The sequence below is a fragment of the Acinetobacter sp. YH12064 genome (assembly GCF_013419735.1).
In the GTDB taxonomy this organism is placed as follows: domain Bacteria; phylum Pseudomonadota; class Gammaproteobacteria; order Pseudomonadales; family Moraxellaceae; genus Acinetobacter; species Acinetobacter amyesii.
The window spans coordinates 209599-226770 of sequence record NZ_VOZP01000005.1; the positions used below are offsets into that span (position 1 = coordinate 209599).

General features: G+C 39.8%; 14 protein-coding genes, 1 pseudogene and 1 other annotated feature. Of the genes and pseudogenes, 8 read left to right on the forward strand and 7 right to left on the reverse strand.

Annotated elements, in window-relative coordinates; all coding sequences use genetic code 11:
* Positions 1–172: 172 nt before the first annotated feature.
* Positions 173–1792, reverse strand: a complete 1620-nt coding sequence (locus FTU13_RS07055) for an oleate hydratase (protein ID WP_159139003.1) — start codon at positions 1790–1792, stop codon at positions 173–175.
* 459 nt (positions 1793–2251) lie between these two features.
* On the opposite strand from FTU13_RS07055, the pseudogene FTU13_RS07060 reads away from it, so the two are divergent.
* Positions 2252–3485: pseudogene (locus FTU13_RS07060) on the forward strand (IS3 family transposase).
* Positions 2527–2643 (forward strand) — a sequence feature (AL1L pseudoknot). Its footprint overlaps the pseudogene before it by 117 nt.
* A gap of 155 nt (positions 3486–3640) precedes the next feature.
* On the opposite strand, the gene FTU13_RS07065 reads toward FTU13_RS07060, so the two are convergent.
* From FTU13_RS07065 to FTU13_RS07080, 4 genes are all read right to left on the reverse strand, one after another.
* Positions 3641–6118, reverse strand: coding sequence for a heavy metal translocating P-type ATPase (locus FTU13_RS07065; protein ID WP_005093343.1), 2478 nt, complete (start codon positions 6116–6118; stop codon positions 3641–3643).
* Between the two features lie 178 nt (positions 6119–6296).
* Positions 6297–6491, reverse strand: coding sequence for a heavy-metal-associated domain-containing protein (locus tag FTU13_RS07070; protein ID WP_004281879.1), 195 nt, complete (start codon positions 6489–6491; stop codon positions 6297–6299).
* Positions 6492–6960: 469 nt separating this feature from the next.
* On the reverse strand, positions 6961–7842 hold the full coding sequence (locus FTU13_RS07075; protein WP_004733231.1) for a copper resistance D family protein: 882 nt from the start codon (positions 7840–7842) through the stop codon (positions 6961–6963).
* A 64-nt stretch (positions 7843–7906) separates the two neighbouring features.
* A complete protein-coding gene (locus FTU13_RS07080; RefSeq protein ID WP_004681441.1) occupies positions 7907–8287 on the reverse strand; it encodes a copper resistance protein CopC in 381 nt (126 codons plus the stop codon).
* A gap of 351 nt (positions 8288–8638) precedes the next feature.
* On the opposite strand from FTU13_RS07080, the gene FTU13_RS07085 reads away from it, so the two are divergent.
* The 6 genes from FTU13_RS07085 (at position 8639) to FTU13_RS07110 (ending at position 14529) form a co-directional block, all read left to right on the forward strand.
* Entirely contained in the window at positions 8639–8881 is a 243-nt protein-coding gene (locus FTU13_RS07085) for a DUF2789 family protein (RefSeq protein ID WP_004281876.1), read from the forward strand.
* Between the two features lie 603 nt (positions 8882–9484).
* Positions 9485–9916: a hypothetical protein gene (locus FTU13_RS07090; RefSeq protein ID WP_004695737.1), complete on the forward strand. Its 432-nt coding sequence runs from the start codon at positions 9485–9487 to the stop codon at positions 9914–9916.
* Between the two features lie 26 nt (positions 9917–9942).
* Positions 9943–10191 carry a DUF2933 domain-containing protein gene (locus FTU13_RS07095; protein ID WP_004695740.1) on the forward strand — a complete coding sequence of 83 codons (249 nt, stop codon included), beginning with the start codon at positions 9943–9945 and terminating at the stop codon, positions 10189–10191.
* Between the two features lie 20 nt (positions 10192–10211).
* The gene (locus tag FTU13_RS07100; RefSeq protein WP_131271498.1) at positions 10212–10862 is read left to right on the forward strand and encodes an isoprenylcysteine carboxylmethyltransferase family protein; all 651 of its coding nucleotides are present in this window, start codon (positions 10212–10214) and stop codon (positions 10860–10862) included.
* Between the two features lie 11 nt (positions 10863–10873).
* Entirely contained in the window at positions 10874–13249 is a 2376-nt protein-coding gene (locus tag FTU13_RS07105) for a heavy metal translocating P-type ATPase (protein WP_180127533.1), read from the forward strand.
* Positions 13246–14529: an MgtC/SapB family protein gene (locus FTU13_RS07110; RefSeq protein WP_174560621.1), complete on the forward strand. Its 1284-nt coding sequence runs from the start codon at positions 13246–13248 to the stop codon at positions 14527–14529. Before FTU13_RS07105 ends, FTU13_RS07110 begins: the two co-directional genes overlap by 4 nt.
* Before the next feature lie 38 nt (positions 14530–14567).
* Here FTU13_RS07110 and FTU13_RS07115 read toward each other — a convergent pair whose 3' ends face one another.
* Both FTU13_RS07115 and FTU13_RS07120 read right to left on the reverse strand, forming a co-directional pair.
* Positions 14568–15968, reverse strand: coding sequence for a heavy metal sensor histidine kinase (locus FTU13_RS07115; protein WP_004281867.1), 1401 nt, complete (start codon positions 15966–15968; stop codon positions 14568–14570).
* Complete coding sequence (locus FTU13_RS07120) at positions 15961–16641, reverse strand: heavy metal response regulator transcription factor (protein WP_004668313.1); 681 nt, start codon at positions 16639–16641, stop codon at positions 15961–15963. Before FTU13_RS07120 ends, FTU13_RS07115 begins: the two co-directional genes overlap by 8 nt.
* Before the next feature lie 148 nt (positions 16642–16789).
* On the opposite strand from FTU13_RS07120, the gene FTU13_RS07125 reads away from it, so the two are divergent.
* Positions 16790–17086, forward strand: coding sequence for a hypothetical protein (locus FTU13_RS07125; RefSeq protein WP_004281865.1), 297 nt, complete (start codon positions 16790–16792; stop codon positions 17084–17086).
* Positions 17087–17172 lie beyond the last annotated feature (86 nt).

The window sequence follows — 17172 nt, forward strand, 5'->3', positions numbered from 1 at the left end:
TACTTTTGATAGGCCAAAAGAAAGCAAAAGCCTTTGTTACCCATACATAACATCCCTATTATGATGGATAACGTGTGGCATCCCTGCCACACTCGTGTATCCAAACGTTGCTTAAATTAAACTATGTAATAGTGGCGACATAAAGGTGCTCTTATCGCTATATATTAAAAACTTAGTGGAACACTGTTTCTAAAGCTTTTAAACCCACTTTGGGATCAAGTAGACCGTTGTAAATTTCAGGGATTTCACGTTCCACCCCAAAAAATTCATAAATGGCAAGCATCGCCCCACGAACTGAATATTCCACAGTAAAGACCACGTCATCTTCAATTTCCACAAACTGTCCAAGGAAAGCAAAGTTTTGTGAGCCTTGTGGAATTACCTGTGGACGATCCCCCGGTTTACGGCAGGCGAATAGGGCAGAGGCGTATGGCATCATGGCTGTGGTAACATCCGTCGTTGCCAAAACATGATCTAAAATGTCGTCAAAACCGAGCTGTTTAATCAGTTCTGTTAGGATTTCTTGCCCCGTGGCTTCGGACATTGGTTTTTTGATGTAATCGCCTATATGGTCAATTTGGAAACCGTAGCCCCATAAGGTATATAAACCTTCAGGTAAGTCGGCAAAGTGTGGCTGTGCAGGAACCACTATGGATAAATGCCAACCCGACTCATACCAAGTCATGAGTGCGCCTGTGCCTGGTTCATTGCCTGTATAGTCAATAATACGTTTAAGTAGCACGTCATCTTTCATGGTCAGAGTGAAAGACTCCCACTTATGTTCATCGACATTGCCATAAAAAGTCATTGGACGGCCAAAGTCTGGGGCTTTTTGTGCCAGCGTTTCCCAAAGCGTCCAGCCATGATCTTCTCGATGACGAATAAGGGCAGGCACGTCATGATTACCGCCATAACGTGAGTCTGCTGTAATAGAGCCTAAAGTGAAAATAGCTAAATCATTGGCTTTCAGATTAATTTGCTCTGAGCCTTCAGGCAGTTGTACATATAGGCGCGAGGCATGGCGTTCTTGAGTTTCAGCATTGGTAATGAAGTCTGCATCTGTGACATAGTGTCCAAAACGCACATCGACGCCTTGTGCGACTAACCAACGCTGTAGGGGCAGAATCATCGAGTCATATTGGTTGTACTTGGTACGTTTCACACCCGCTAAGGTATGAATGCGTGGCAATTCTTGAATAAAACGCAAGAAATAGCGTCTTAACTCTGCTGCACTGTGCCATTTTTGAAAAGCGAAAGTCGTGCGCCACATGCGCCAGAAATTGGTTTCAAAAAAGGTTTCATCAAAAAACTCATCAATGCGGCGACTGCCAATTTTTTCTTCTTTTGAAGCTAATAGGCGCAGCATCTGTGCACGATGTAGCGTATTCAGACCAAGCTTTGCTGCATCCGCAATGACATGTTCGGCATCAATCAACCGTGCATTGGCGTGGGTTTTCACTTTTTCATTAAACTCACGACATTCTTCACGCACCGAAATGTCTGGATTTTCCAAAGATGGAATACTGGAAAATAAGTCCCATAGGCACAAATAAGTTTCATCGGTCAGCATTCGCCCACCACGTGTTACCCAAGCTTGCGCGGCATGCGGTGTATGTCCACCATCCATCGAACCACCTGAAATATCGAGTTCTTCTAATATATGGATATTTTTGGCAGGGACTTTGGCATCACGGATTGCAAATGCAGCAGCAGCCATACCTGCGATACCACCACCAATAATCCAAAGATGGGACTGTTGTGCGTCTAATGGGGTGCGCTTCTTCTTTTGCATGGTTCACCTTTAATAATGATGTTAAAAACTATGAAGTATAAAATGTGATTTAGAAAAACCTTAAAAATAGTATGACTTTTTATATATGAAAAATGTATGAAATGGGAAGCAATTTACTCATTATATTTTGTAATCAAAAAAATGTAAGTAATGGTTATTTTTAATACACATTTGTATTTTTTTTAAAATAAAATATGATTTAAGTAATTGATTTTATTATTTTATAGAGTAATCACTCTATTTTGATCATATTTGTTTGTGTCTGAAGAATGTGTTTGAAACTAGGCTTTCTATTGATCATTAAAAGATATAATTGAATAATAGATCTCTTTCATAAATCAAAAAACGAGCACCTTTTTGATTGATATTTGTACTCTAATTTTCTTAGCATTCGTGCATAATCTGCGGATGAACCGTACCGGGTTTGTCGGAGACCAAACTTTCTGAGAGAATGTCCCGATGAAAAAAGTAAAATATACCCCTGAAATCAGAGATAGAGCGGTTCAATTATTGATTGAATCCGAAAAAGATTATCCATCGAATTGGGCTGCGATCACGGCTATTGCGCCTAAGATTGGTTGTACGCCTGAAACTCTACGTATTTGGTATCAAAAATGTTTAGATAAACAAAACCCAATTAAAGTACAGCAACTTTCAGATCAAGAACGTATTAAACAACTCGAACGTGAAAATAAAGAACTGCAACGTGCTAACGAAATTCTACGTAAAGCAGCCGCTTTTTTCGCCCAGGCGGAGCTCGACCGCCCACACAAATAATGGTGGATTTTATCCATAACAATAAAGCGTTATATGGTGTTGAGGCGATTTGTAGAATTTTACCTATCGCACCTTCAACCTATTACCGGACTCTAGATCTCTGTGAAAATCTAGAACATCGAGCGAAACGAGATCTACATGATGAGCATCATGCTGAGCAAATCAAACGAATTTGGAAAGAAAGTTCAGGTCGATATGGTGTGCGTAAGGTCTGGCAACAATTGAAGCGTGAAGGTTATGTTATTCCACGTTGTACAGTGGTTCGCTTGATGCAGAAGTTAGGTATACAAGGTGTTTGGCGTGGTAAGAATAAACAAACCACCCGTAGCCGAGATGATCAAAAAAGAGCAGATGATTTAGTGAAACGTAATTTTACTGCTGATCATCCTGACCCTTGCGAAGCAATGCTTCTCAGGTCGCTGACTTCACGTATATTCAAACAAATTCAGGCTGGGTCTATACCGCATTTGTTATTGATGTGTTTTCACGTTCGATTGTTGGCTGGAAAGTATCAACACGTATGAATACAGATATGGTGCTTGATGCGCTGGAGCAAGCATTGCATGACCGAGGTATGCCAAAGAATGTGATTCATCATTCCGATAGAGGTGTTCAATATCTTTCTATTCGCTATACCAATCGTTTAGAAGCAGCAAATTTACGAGCATCAGTCGGTACGACCGGTGATTCATACGATAATGCTTTGGCTGAAACAGTGAATGGGTTATACAAAACAGAGGTGATTGAATATTTAAAAGCAGATTGGCAAGGTTTAGCGGATGTACAACTTGCGACATTAAATTGGGTAGATTGGTTCAATAAAAAGCGTGTACATAGTGCACTCGGTTATGTATCGCCTTTTGAGTTTGAAGCAATGTACTATGATAAGATTAACCCGTTAGGTCAGGTGGCCTAACTTAAATAAAAAGTCTCCGACAAACCCGGTACGGTTCACCTCTCAAATAATTAGAATATCAACTGTATGATATTTAATAAAAGCCAACATGGCTTAGACCATTTCCAAATATATAAAGTAAAGCCAACAAAACTTTAAATGTATATAAAAAATGGTTAAATAATTGCAAGGGGGGCTTTAAAACGTTTTAATCGTAAAGCATTTCCTAGTACAAATATTGACGAGAGAGCCATTGCACCAGCAGCAAATACAGGAGAAAGTAGCAGTCCAAATTGCGGATAAAGTACACCTGCTGCAATAGGAATCAGAGCTGCATTGTAAACAAATGCCCAAAATAAATTTTCACGAATATTGGTTATAGTCGCTTTGCTTAAAGCGATAGCATTCGGCACTCCTTTCAGGTTGCCAGACATCAAAACCACATCAGCAGCTTCAATAGCTACGTCTGTACCTGTACCTATCGCTAAACCAATATCTGCTTCTGCAAGTGCAGGGGCATCATTAATGCCATCTCCAACATATGCGAGTTTACCATATTGATTTTTTAATTTTTTAACGGCCTCTATTTTACCTTCAGGTAAGACTTCTGCAATAACCTCATCAATACCTAGTTTTTTTGCAATCGCTTGAGCTGTATGACGGTTATCACCTGTAATCATGGCAACCTTTAAACCTAACTGATGTAACGCTTCAATTGCAGCAAATGTTGATTCTTTAATTGGATCTGCTACAGCAATAATGGCAGCAAGTTTCTGGTCAATCGCAACATAGAGAGGGGTTTTTCCTTCTTCTCCCAAACGATCCGAAAATTGAGAAAAAACATTAGGATTCAAACTTAGTTTTTCCATATATCGATCTGCACCAATATGAACCAAATGCTCAGAAACCTTCGCTTCTATTCCGTAGCCAGTCACTGATTTAAAATCAGCAATAGGAGACAGGATTAATTCCTTATCTATAGCTGCTTGTACAATTGCTCGAGCAATAGGGTGCTCAGACTTTGATTCAACGGCTGCCATCAGTGAAAGTACGGCATTGTATTCAAAACCTTCTAAGACATGCAGATCGGTTAAAACTGGTTTCCCTTCAGTCAGAGTCCCTGTTTTATCAACTGCAACCACTTTAGTTTCTTTGAGCAGCTGTAAAGCTTCACCTTTACGAAATAAAACCCCCATTTCAGCACCCCGCCCAGTTCCCACCATGATTGATGTAGGCGTTGCAAGTCCCATCGCACAAGGACATGCAATAATGAGTACAGCAACCGCGTTCACTAAACTAAAAGTTAGGGCTGGTTCAGGGCCGAAGATAAACCACGTAAGAAAAGTTAAAAGAGAGAGACCCATTACTACAGGTACAAACCACATGGTAATTTTATCAACCAATGCCTGAATAGGCAGCTTGGAACCCTGTGCCTGTTCAACCATTCGGATGATTTGAGAAAGCACTGATGAACTACCAACAGAGGTGGCTTTGATATTTAAGCTACCACTTTGGTTAATTGTTCCTCCTACCACAGTAGAGCCTATCGTTTTTTCAACGGGCATAGGCTCGCCAGTAATCATGGATTCATCAATAAAACTTTGGCCGTGAATAACTTCACCATCGACAGGGATACGCTCACCTGGTCTAATCTCTACAATCGTTCCTGTTTGAACTTCGGCAATCGGAACTTCTATCACCTGATTATTGAGCTGTATTCTGGCAACTTTAGGCTGCATTCCAACTAGATGTTGAATTGCTAAAGACGTTCGGCCTTTTGCCTTGGCTTCAAAAAATCTACCTAATAGAATTAAAGTGATAATAACCGCTGCAGCTTCATAATAAACATTGACCGTGCCTTGTGGCAGGACACTTGGAAAGAAAGTAGCAACCACTGAATAAAGATAAGCAGCCAATGTTCCTACAGCCACCAAGGAATTCATGTCTGGTGCTAAGCGGAATAAACTTGGGATGCCCTTTTTGAAGAAGCGTCGGCCTGGAAAAATTAATGCTACTGTGGTCAAGAAAAATTGCATTAACCAGCTATTTTGTTGGCCAATGTTATCCATCATAAACGTATGAAAGGCGGGAATCAGGTGTGATCCCATTTCTAAAATAAAAACGGGTAGAGTCAATAAGACTGACAAAATTAAATCTTTTTTAAGTTTTTCTAATTCAATATTCTTTTTATCTTGAAAGCTTTCCGTAGTTTGATGAACTGACTTTGCTTCAAACCCTGCTTTGGTGACAGCCTGAATTAACGAGTCACGAGTGACAGATGAGCTTGCCTGAATAGTCGCTTTTTCAGTAGCCAGATTTACATGTGCTGATTCCACACCCTCAACAGATTTTAAGGCTTTTTCTACTCGACCTACACAAGAAGCACATGACATACCCTCAATCGTAAGCTCTATTGGTTGCAGCGCTTCCACTTCGTAGCCTGCTTTTTCTACGGCTTTAATTAAAGTAGCGCGATCAAGTGGTTGATGCGCATAAATGACTGCTTTTTCGGTAGCCAGATTTACATGAGCCGATTCAACACCCTCAACAGATTTTAAAGCTTTTTCCACACGGCCTACACAAGAAGCACATGTCATCCCCTCAATCTCTAATGTTTCACTGTAGTGTGGCGTATCAGTCATTTCGGTACTCATATACGATCTCTATCATTTAGATATGCTGAGTTCTATATGCGAAGATCAGCTCGAACCAAGATTAGGGGGAATTCAGGGATTACTTTTATTTCAAGCAAGTACAGGTTTTATCTGTACGATGAGGAAAATAAGAGAGAGTAAAAGTGGTAAGGAATTCCCACTGTTACTCTAACAGAGATTAAGCAGGATCAGCTGTAAATCCACGCTCACTGAGAGTGGCAATGACTTGATCCTGACTCACCGTTGTGTTGATTTCAACAATACGGTTTTGTAAATCAATATCGAGTGAGGCATTCGAGTCGAGCTCTTTAATTGCGGTAGTAATGCCGCGTGCACAACCACCACAAGTCATATTAGCGATGTGAAATTTCATATGTTGCTCCTTTTTAACAAAATATTTGTTTAAAACATTAGAACAGGAACTCTAAACTTTCACCATACAACCAGCCTTTTTCTGAATCAGTTACTCGCTGTAACTTGGTCTGTTTACAACCTTACAGTTTTCTTCAGAGTATTCCAAAGAAGAGTGTTCTAATGACTACAGTAAAAGTACTTAACCAACATTAATGTGACTTTAAAATGACATTTTTGTCATCTACGATCACTCTGAAATTTATAAGATTAGTTATTTCAATCAATGGTAGTGAACTGAATAGATGAGACCGTTATGGGTTGAAGATAAGCTAAAAACCGGTGACTACCTTTATGTATAATGCCTCATGATGCGATTTTACTGTTCTGATTGTCGTAAGTTGACAGTCCAGTAGAAACTTTATTGCTCAGCTACAAAAGATAAATGCAGTAATGTTAAATTTCCTCAATTCCCTTATTTTGAAATTCTCTTATTCAATACCCACGACAGTGGTTATATAGCCTGTTGTTAATAGAATTGATAGACCTAATAACATCTCAAATAAAATGGCATGACTAAGGTGTTTAGCGAATTTAGGATGTTGAAGACGCGGGGTGAAATACCATTTGTTGAAGGCAGCTAAAAGTAGAATACTTATAACAAAAAACATTTTAACCATGAAACCATAGCCATATGCAGTATTGATTAAGGTATTAAAATCTTTAATTAAAAGAAGAGCTACACTAGCGCCACAGGCGATTAATATCCCAACAATGAAAGCAGCAATACGTCCAAATACATGCATGCGATCTTTTAAAGGTAAACCACTTATTTCCCGGCTGGTTTTCCATAACGGATATAAAGACCCCATCCATAACGACATAACTAGAATATGGATTGATAATAAAATTTGAGCAAGTAAGGTTAAATTAGCGACATGTCCGAGCTGGGAAAAACTAAAAATAATCGGGATAAGTAAAATACAAAATATTGAACTTTCAATTATAGAAAAATGACCTTTGTTCCTGTTAAGTTTAACCACCATGAGAAGAAGTAAAAGAGCAAAACTAATAGAACGAAGAACGTATATATACCCCGTCGGAGTATTAACCAATATATTAATATACGTGGGGTCCACCATACCTGTAATACCAGTATTGGCAAAACTACCAATCAGAATAAAAAATCCCAAGGTACTGGAAATTAGGCCTAATCCAGCGCCAATTGTAATATATTTAAGAATCGATTCTTTTAGTTCAAGATATTGTCTAAGTAAAAAATAGCAAAAGGCTCCACCAACGACAAAAGCTACACTTAAATATAAAATAACCTTAGTTAACCAAGTGGCCCACATCCAATATTCAGAAATCATTATTTTTGTCCATTCTAGAACAACATGCCAGCACCTCACTGACATGTTGAAAGGTAATCAATTCTTATTTAGTTGATTTGATAGTGAAACTATATTCACCATTCATGTTGTGACCATCTTTCCCCATTGTTGTCCAGACAACGGTATATTTACCTTTTTTCAGTTTCGGAAGAGCGACATCAAAGGATTTCTTTAAGTCATGAGTAACTTTATATTTTAAAGGAACATCTCTTCGCTGAGCATCCAGTAACTTAATATTCATCAACATAACCTCTGCACCAAAGTTAAGGGTCAAGTTCTTTGGTTGACTAAGGATAGATGCATTTTCCGCAGGAATCGCACTCACTAAACTCACATGAGCGAACGTAGTTGTAGTAGCCACAATCATCGTTGCAGCTACTACAACATTACGTAGAGCAGTCATTTTATTTTGAAATAATTTCATTTACGTTTCCTCTTGATTCGTTAGTTCATTAGAGATGACTTTATAAAATCTATATTTAATGAGACCACATCATCTCCTCTTATATTTCAATTATTAGTGAGAGACAGAAACAGAGCGATGACTTCAAAATTACATTTTTGTCATTTTTAAAATTTAAAATCTTTAACTATTAAAATAATCTTATTGAAAAATAATGATCATTTAACAAACAAATTATGTAGGTGGTTGATTTATGAAATGTAGTAATCATTTTGTCTAAGAAAATAGTAGCTATTTAATTTTTTATATTTTAGTTTAAATATAAACATGTTATGTTTAATTTGATCTAATATAAATTTGTGGGCTAAGCACATGACTCAAACACGTCCAAGAATGACCAAATTATTTGAACAGCTTGGTTTAGCTTCTACTGAAGAAGCAATTGCAAAATTCATAGAGAGCCATCAGCTAGCTGGAGATGTTTTTTTAACACAAGCAATTTTTTGGACTGATGCTCAACGTCATTTTTTAGAAGAAAAACTACACTCTGATGGTGAATGGACGACAGTGATTGATCAATTAAATGAGTCTTTACATGAAAATTCAGTAAAATAATTTTCCGTTAGTATTAAGGATCTACATTCTTCCCTGCATTGAATACAACTCATTCATACAGTAGTACTGTTTTGGAGATGGAATCTCTATTATATAAGTAGTAGATTCCTTACTCTGAAATTTGGATTATAAACCCTAATATTAAAAATAATCTTCTTTACCTTCTATCTAATAAATATACCAATAAGTTTAATAATTAAATTATCCACCCTTTTTTCTATAAAAAACTATTTTGATCAACTGTATTTTTTCTTTAAAGGAATAACAGTGTAAATTACATTAAGAATGTGTCTCTAACTAGCCTTGGAGTCATCTAATCATTTCATTTTTATTTTTTTAAGCACATAAAATCATAACAACTTTAATAGTTTTAAAAGATTAATATTAAATAAAATTTTTGTCATCTCAGCATAGACTATATATTTCGAGAAGATCTCAAAATTACATTTTTGTCATTTTTAAAAATAATTAATTAATAGTGCTAAAATTTTTAAGAGAGACAGAGAATAACCAAAAATTTCATCAGTTTAGTAGTCAAATTCCTAGTCTCTGTTCAGTACTAAAACATAGCTTTTACTTCCAAATTATTTAAAGGAAAAAATTATGATGAAATTCAAAAACATTTTTTTGGGCTTATGTATCGCAGCCGCGTCATTGAATACATTTGCACAGCAATCCGATGAACACAAAGATCACCACCCTGAAAAAACAGCACCATCTGCAGTAACAATTAAGCAAACAGTTACCAGCACCACTGCTACAGATAAAATGGCTGCAATGGATCAACACATGAAGGCGATGCAAGCCATGCATGAGAAGATGATGGCTGCAAAAACCCCACAAGAACGTCAGAAACTTATGGCTGAGCACATGAAACTCATGCAAGGAGGTATGAGTATGATGAAACAGATGGGCAGCCAAAGCATGAATGCAAATATGGCTGACCGTCAGCAGATGATGGAAAAACGTATGGACATGATGCAATCCATGATGCAGATGATGATGGACTGTATGCCTCCGTCAGCAACTAAATAGTTACCCATGAATTAGGGGAAAGCACCATGAATCACCAACACCAAGAAAATAATTCAGTACCTAACTTCTGGTCTACACGTTATGCCATTGGTCTAATCGTGCTGGGTGGTATCGCAGCTTATTTTCTATTAACGGAACATTTAGCCCACGTTATCGGTGCTTTGCCTTATTTATTCCTTTTAGCGTGTCCACTGATGCATATTTTTATGCATGGTGGTCATGGGCATAACCACTCGCAGCAAAAAAAATCCGATATATCTGATAACAAAAAATAGCTCTTATCAGGAGATCCATCATGAATCATGCGGAATCGGCTTATGGTTTATGGACGCTGGTTATCATTAACTCAACAGTTTTTATCATGTTCGCTTTCAGTTTTTTTAGACCTTCCACTGCGCGCGATTGGCGTACATTTGGGGCCTTTTCGGCTTTTATCATTGCTCTATTTGTCGAAATGTATGGTTTTCCTTTAACCATTTACCTGTTATCTGGTTGGCTTCAAACTCGCTTCCCTCAACTTGACTTACTTTCTCATAATGCAGGTCACTTGTGGTCAACGCTATTAGGTGAAAAAGGTGATCCACATTTTGGCATTTTGCATATCGCCAGTTACGTTTTCTTGGGCTATGGATTTTACCTGTTATCAACGTCATGGCACGTGCTGTACAACGCGCAACGTCAGCATTCTTTAGCGATCACAGGCCCTTATGCACGTATACGTCACCCACAATACGTGGCTTTTGTGATGATCTTGCTGGGTTTTTTATTGCAATGGCCAACTTTACTGACACTGATTATGTTTCCAATCCTACTCTTAATGTACAGCCGCTTGGCAATTAAGGAAGAGGCTGAAATGAGTAAACAGTTTGGCGCTGTCTATGACAGCTATGCTCAACAGACTCCGAGATTTATTCCAAAATTCGGCCATAAAACCACTTTACCATAAGAGAATTATTTATGTCAGATCAAAAAAATCATAACCAGGACCATATGGCACAGGCTACAACAGACGTACTGAAAGACCCAGTCTGTGGTATGACCGTCACTGAAGAATCGAAATACCATGAGGAATTTAAGGGGAAAACTTACTTTTTTTGCAGTGATAAATGTCAATCAAAGTTTCATAGCAGCCCGGTGCAATATATCGCTAAACCCGCAACGACGACTGCCGATGCACATACACAGCATCATCAGACTACTCAATCCGTTAATGAGACAAGCACAACAGGCACGACCATCTATACGTGCCCAATGCATCCAGAAATTAAACAAGATCATCCTGGAAACTGTCCTAAATGTGGAATGACACTGGAGCCACTCATTCCCGAGTTAGAGGAAGATGAGAATCCTGAGTTACGTGATTTCCGTCGACGCTTCTGGTGTACACTGCCACTGACCATAGTCGTGACTTTTTTGGCGATGTTTGGCCATCAACTGAACCTGTTCGACATGGCGGTTCAGAGCTGGATTGAATTAGTGTTGTCACTGCCGATCGTACTCTGGGCAGGTTGGCCATTTTTTTCCCGTGGTTGGCAATCGGTCGTGAATCGCAGCCCGAACATGTGGACCCTGATCGGTCTAGGTACAGGGGCTGCTTTTATTTACAGTGTGGTTGCAACTGTAGCGCCACAAATCTTTCCAGACTCATTTATTTCCATGGGCCGTGTCGCTGTTTACTTTGAAGCTTCAGCGGTCATTATTTCGTTGACCCTACTGGGACAAATACTAGAATTAAAAGCACGTTCGCAAACTTCTGCTGCAATTAAGTCACTACTCGGACTTGCTCCTAAAACAGCTCGCCGAATTCTGTCCGATGGAACTGAGGAAGACGTTCCTCTGACTCATGTCCATGTAGGAGATTTACTTCGCATCCGCCCAGATGAAAAAGTTCCTGTGGATGGTGTAGTCACTGAAGGAAGTAGTTCAGTAGATGAATCAATGCTGACAGGCGAACCTTTACCAATCACTAAACGTGTCGGCGATAAAGTCATTGGCGCTACCCTGAATACCAATGGTTCATTGATCATGCGTTCAGAGAAAATTGGTTCAAGTACCATGTTGTCCCAGATCGTACAGATGGTGGCACAAGCTCAACGCTCGAGAGCACCAATGCAACGTATGGCTGATCAGGTAGCAGGTTGGTTCGTCATGGCTGTAGTGACCATTGCCTTGCTTACCTTCTTTGGATGGGGATTGTTCGGCCCAGAAGAGTCGAGCTGGGTTTATGCATTAATCAATGCTGTGGCAGTACTCATTATTGCCTGTCCTTGTGCACTAGGCTTGGCAACTCCAATGTCTATCATGGTTGCAACGGGTCAAGGTGCTACTCATGGTGTGTTGTTCCGCGATGCAGCAGCCATTGAGAATCTGCGCAAGATTGACACACTAATCATCGATAAAACAGGTACGTTGACCGAAGGACGCCCTGTATTCGATCGTGTGGTTGCCGCATCAGGTTTCGATGAATCTGAAGTATTACGTTTAGCCGCCAGTCTTGATCAAGGCAGTGAACACCCGCTAGCCGAAGCGATTGTAAATGCAGCACACGAACGTGGCCTGTCTCTTGAAACACCAGATAATTTTGAATCAGGCTCAGGGATTGGTGTTCGAGGTCAAGTGGGCGATCGTCAGTTAGCTTTGGGCAACACAGCACTGATGGAGCAATTAGGTATCTCGGTACAATCTCTGATTCCGCAAGCCGAAGAGCTGCGTTCAGAAGGTGCAAGTGTGATGCATCTAGCCATCAATGGTGAATTGGCCGGCCTGCTTGCAGTATCCGATCCCATCAAAAAAAGTACCCCTGAAGCACTTGCCACCCTGAAGGAAGCTGGACTACGTATCGTGATGGCAACAGGAGATGGTCTCACCACTGCCCGTTCAGTCGCAGCACGTCTGGGTATTGATGAGGTACATGGTGAAGTTAAACCCGCAGATAAACTAGAACTGGTCAGCAAATTGCAGAAGGAAGGTCGCATCGTGGCAATGGCCGGCGATGGAATCAATGATGCACCAGCACTAGCCAAGGCTGATGTCGGTATCGCTATGGGGACCGGAACTGATGTCGCAATGAATAGTGCTCAAGTTACGCTGGTCAAGGGGGATTTACGCGGTATCGCGGTTGCCCGTTCCCTTTCGGAAGCTACTGTTGGCAACATGAAACAGAACCTCATGTTTGCTTTCCTTTACAATGCCTTGGGTATCCCAATCGCAGCTGGCGTACTCTATCCATTTACCGGTTGGTTATTGTCACCCATGATTGCGGCCTTGGCGATGAGTTTTAGTTCAGCTTCAGTCATCACGAATGCCCTTCGCTTGCGAAATAAAAAGTTATGATGGAGAGTTCTTTTCTTCCACCAGATGTACCAGGTCTTATTGCAGCACTTGCCATCGGCCTGCTCATTGGTTTAGAACGAGGATGGCACGATCGTGAATTGCCCGAGGGCAGCCGAGTAGCAGGCCTACGTACCTTCACATTGACAGGATTGCTCGGAGGAGTGCTCGGTCATTTACAACCAAACTTCGGGCCTTGGCCGCTGGTCGCGGCCGTATTAGGGCTTTCCTTATTATTAACAGTGTCCTACGCGCGTACCGCAAAACTTTCCGGTAATCTAAGCGCTACCACGACGATCGCGATGCTGTTGACATTAGTTTTAGGTGCATATGCATCCCATGGTAATGTTACTTTAGCATTAACCGCGGCTGTAATCGTCGCTGTATTTTTGGATCTCAAGCCAACCTTACACGGTTGGCTACGCTTGATAGAGCATCGTGAATTAACCGCATCCCTGCAGTTGCTGGTACTTTCTGTCGTTATATTACCCTACTTACCCAATACGGGTCTGGGACCTTTTGCTGCATTAAATCCTTACCAGTTATGGTGGGCAGTGATCCTGATTGCCGGACTCTCTCTGGCAGGTCATTTTGCCATGCGGCTTACCGGTTCAGAAAGAGGCATATTCTGGACAGGTCTATTGGGTGGTTTGGCATCTTCTACAGCTGCAACTGTCGCACTGGCACGCTATACACGCCAGCACCCCGTCATGGTCAGTGCTGCTATTTCTGGAACATTGGCTGCCTGTGGCATCATGTTTTTTCGTATGGTTGTGCTGATAGGCGTCATTGAGCCAGCATTGCTAAGCACTTTTGGTGGTGCAATGATGATTGCGGGAATCCTTCTGCTGGGTATGGCATTGTGGAGACAACGCCAAATTACCAGCGCTGAAAACAACGATCGAACAATAGAAGCAATGGCTCCTTTTGATCTTGGGACAGCATTCAGCTTCGCTGCTTTCCTGGCTGTCATGGCAGTCTTGGTCCCGGCAGCAAAACAATGGTTGGGCACCAGCGGCATCTTCGTATTATCGACTATTTCTGGGCTAGCAGACGTAGATGCTATTTTAGTCTCACTTGCCCGCCTGCATAGTACTGAAGGCTTAACAACAAATGTGGCTGCTGTCGCGCTAGGGCTGGCCACACTGAGCAACATGTTAAGCAAAGCGACAATTGCATGGATGACAGGGGGGGCACAGTTTGGCCGAGCTATCATATTTGGCTACACAATTGCCATGATAGGTGCTGGCGTAGCTCTGGCTCTCAGTTTGAGCTTTATGTAAGGTCAACTCGGGTAAATGGAAGATGTTCAAAAAATGAGTTAAAATGATTCCCCTTGCATGGATTCACTTTGAAAAACAATGGTAAAAATGATTCGACCATTGAGGGATTCAGCCTGAATGGTCGCCCCAAGCATATCAAGAATAGATTTTGTTATGGCAAGCCCTAAGCCGGTTCCTTCTTCTGTTCTTTGTCTAGACGCATCTGTTCGATAAAAACGATCAAATAATCTGGATAGTTGTTCAGGAGAGAGTTCAGGGCCTTCATTTTCAATTGAAAATATTGTGTTATCTAAATTCTGTTGAAGTTTTATCTGTATTGTAGAATTCTTGTTTCCATATTTAACTGCATTAGACAATAGGTTGCTGAGTGCGCGACGTAACATAGCAGGATCACCTTTTACATTGCCAGATCCTGTTTGTTGAAGTGTCATATTTTTTTCGGCAGCTAGAGCGTCATAGAAATCAAATAAAGCGGTAACTTCTTTAATGAGGTCAATATTCTGTAAGTTCTGTAAATTTAAGCCATGTTCTGCTTTTGCCAAGAAAAGCATATCGGACACCATTCGAGCCAAACGTTCAAATTCTTCTAAATTAGAAAATAGTATTTCTTGATAAGTACCAATATCTCGGTTACGGGCGAGACATACTTGAGTTTGGGTCATTAAATTATTAATCGGTGTTCTAATTTCATGTGCTAAATCAGATGAAAAATCGGAAAGTTTTTCTAAAGCTGACTCTAGTCTGTCCAGCATAGCATTGAAGGCGATTGCCAATGATTTTAGTTCGGTTGGTGTATGCTCAACTTCTAAACGTTCTGAAAGATGTTGAGCAGAAATTCCTTCTGCGACCTTAGCCATTTTTTGCACTGGTCTTAAACCTCTCCAGGTTGCAAACCAACCTAAAAACATTAAACAAATTGTACCAGCCAAACCAATATACAAAAGTTGACGCTTAAAATCTTTTAGAAAATGTAGATGTTCTGATGTATCGATCCCAACAATAATTCGTACAGATTGTATTTCAGAATTTCTATTTATACCTGTAGTGTAGATCATGCCACGATAGGTCTTATTTTGAACTTGCCATTTAATCCATGAATTATTTGCTGACTTGATTAAATTTTGAGTATTAATGATTGAGGATGCTGAACTAAATAAAACTTTACCTGTCGGTCGTTCTATTTGGACCATAAGATCATGGTGTCCAACTAACGCATCTCTTAAATAAAGATTAAGTTCTGGAGAATTTTTAGGATGCTGTTGGAGAAGATTCTGAATAAGCTGGATTTTACCTTCTAATTGGGTACGGTCTTGAGTTTCAAAATGATGCATTACTAATTTATTTATGAACAAACCCATAATAATTAGAATGAAAATAGTAGATAATGAGAAAATGATACCGATCCGGAAACTGATCGCTCTGAATAAATTATTATTCATCCTCTACCTCTAGTACATACCCCATTCCTCGAATATTCTGAATTAATTTGGGAGTAAAGTTACTGTCAACTTTACTTCTTAATCGTTTAATAGCGACTTCAACGACATTCGTATCACTATCAAAGTTCATATCCCAAATTTGAGATGCAATAAGTGCTCTTGGTAGAATTTCACCTCTTCTACGCATAAAAAGCTCCATAAGCGCAAATTCTTTAGCCGTCAGATCAATGCGTTGACCTGCTCGTGTTACCCGACGTTTTCTCAAATCAAGTTCTAAATCAGCAATCTTAATAATATTACTATCTTCTCTTTGCTGCCCTCGTCTAAGGAGAGTTTTGATTCGAGCAAGAAGCTCTGCAAAAGCAAAAGGCTTTATTAAATAATCATCAGCGCCTAACTCTAGACCTTTTACTCGATCTTCTATCTGATCTCTGGCTGTTAAAAACAGAATGGGCATTGTTTTACCGCTGCTACGAATATCATTGATAATATTCCAACCATTTAGTCCAGGTAACATCACGTCTAAAATAATTAAGTCATACTCTTCAGAAAGAGCTTGATGTTTACCCGTTAACCCATCTGTAACCCAGTCCGTAATATAGCCAGCTTCGGATAAACCTTGCTTGAGATAATCACCAGTTTTTTGTTCATCTTCAACTAATAGTATTCTCATTTCCGAATCCTAAGTCATTCATTAAAACTATAATAACGTTATAAAACATCTGATCGAGATAGATTACAAAAATGTCATTTTCAAGTCACTTAGATGTTCAGTGCTTCACTTTATTGTAGTAGCAAGAAATTAACTTTTAGAGAAACTTATGAAAACTGTAGTGCGTCGTAGTCTAACAATTTTAATGTGTGCTGGAACTTTAATTGCTGGTACTCAATCTTGGGCAAAAGATGTATCAACCTCAAGTGCCACTAAAACGGTAAAAGCACAGGAACCTTGTACAAAACCTTGTAAAATGGAAAAAGATGACAAGACTCAGCAAGATCATAGTCAACATCAGTCTCCTAACTCATCTGACATGTCAAAAATGGATCATTCTATGATGAATATGGACCATTCTAAAATGGATCATTCAAAGATGAATATGCCTAGTAGCAATAAATAATTTTATAAATAGCGAGAAAGAAGTATTAAAGTTTATACTAAATATTTGCTTTATTACTTCAATCTTGACCTTTCTAAAGGTGAGAT

Coding starts and splice junctions, on each gene's coding strand:
- FTU13_RS07055 (WP_159139003.1), bottom strand. CDS start 1,792: ATGCAAAAGAAGAAGCGCACCCCATTAGACGCACAACAGTCCCATCTT.
- FTU13_RS07065 (WP_005093343.1), bottom strand. CDS start 6,118: ATGAGTACCGAAATGACTGATACGCCACACTACAGTGAAACATTAGAG.
- FTU13_RS07070 (WP_004281879.1), bottom strand. CDS start 6,491: ATGAAATTTCACATCGCTAATATGACTTGTGGTGGTTGTGCACGCGGC.
- FTU13_RS07075 (WP_004733231.1), bottom strand. CDS start 7,842: ATGATTTCTGAATATTGGATGTGGGCCACTTGGTTAACTAAGGTTATT.
- FTU13_RS07080 (WP_004681441.1), bottom strand. CDS start 8,287: ATGAAATTATTTCAAAATAAAATGACTGCTCTACGTAATGTTGTAGTA.
- FTU13_RS07085 (WP_004281876.1), top strand. CDS start 8,639: ATGACTCAAACACGTCCAAGAATGACCAAATTATTTGAACAGCTTGGT.
- FTU13_RS07090 (WP_004695737.1), top strand. CDS start 9,485: ATGATGAAATTCAAAAACATTTTTTTGGGCTTATGTATCGCAGCCGCG.
- FTU13_RS07095 (WP_004695740.1), top strand. CDS start 9,943: ATGAATCACCAACACCAAGAAAATAATTCAGTACCTAACTTCTGGTCT.
- FTU13_RS07100 (WP_131271498.1), top strand. CDS start 10,212: ATGAATCATGCGGAATCGGCTTATGGTTTATGGACGCTGGTTATCATT.
- FTU13_RS07105 (WP_180127533.1), top strand. CDS start 10,874: ATGTCAGATCAAAAAAATCATAACCAGGACCATATGGCACAGGCTACA.
- FTU13_RS07110 (WP_174560621.1), top strand. CDS start 13,246: ATGATGGAGAGTTCTTTTCTTCCACCAGATGTACCAGGTCTTATTGCA.
- FTU13_RS07115 (WP_004281867.1), bottom strand. CDS start 15,968: ATGAATAATAATTTATTCAGAGCGATCAGTTTCCGGATCGGTATCATT.
- FTU13_RS07120 (WP_004668313.1), bottom strand. CDS start 16,641: ATGAGAATACTATTAGTTGAAGATGAACAAAAAACTGGTGATTATCTC.
- FTU13_RS07125 (WP_004281865.1), top strand. CDS start 16,790: ATGAAAACTGTAGTGCGTCGTAGTCTAACAATTTTAATGTGTGCTGGA.